This is a genomic window from Erwinia sp. PME.40.26/001 (assembly GCF_055556675.1).
The window spans coordinates 1-382 of record NZ_JBVHNP010000042.1 but is presented as its reverse complement, the minus strand read 5'-3'; the positions used below and the strand labels follow the sequence as shown (position 1 = coordinate 382).

General features: G+C 72.5%; 1 protein-coding gene. It reads left to right on the top strand.

The features are described 5' to 3' along the window. A partial coding sequence (locus tag ACZ3HG_RS23125) for a DUF222 domain-containing protein (protein WP_465334634.1) occupies positions 1–382 on the top strand: 382 nt, incomplete at both ends.

Below are 382 nucleotides of genomic sequence, written 5' to 3'. Positions count from 1 at the left end.
GGTCGACGACTACCCGCAGACCCTCGCCGCGTGGGAGGCGGGGGTGATCACCCGCGCCCACGCACACGCGATCATCGACGTCGGCGCGCCGCTGCCGGTCGAGGTGCGCGGTGAGTTCGACCTGCTTGCCGTGGCAACGGCCGAGGGCCTCAGCCCCGGCCGACTGCGCTCGCGTCTCGCCGCCCTCGCGGAACGTCTGCAGCCGACCACCCTGACGGAACGGCACCACCGCGGTCGCGAGGCACGGTGCGTCCGCGTCGTGACCGGGCAGGACGGCATGTCCGACATCGTCGCCACGCTGCCGACGATCCTCGCTGTGGGAATCCACGACCGCCTCACCCAGCAGGCCCACGCCGTCATCGACGCCCGGAACGAGACTTCC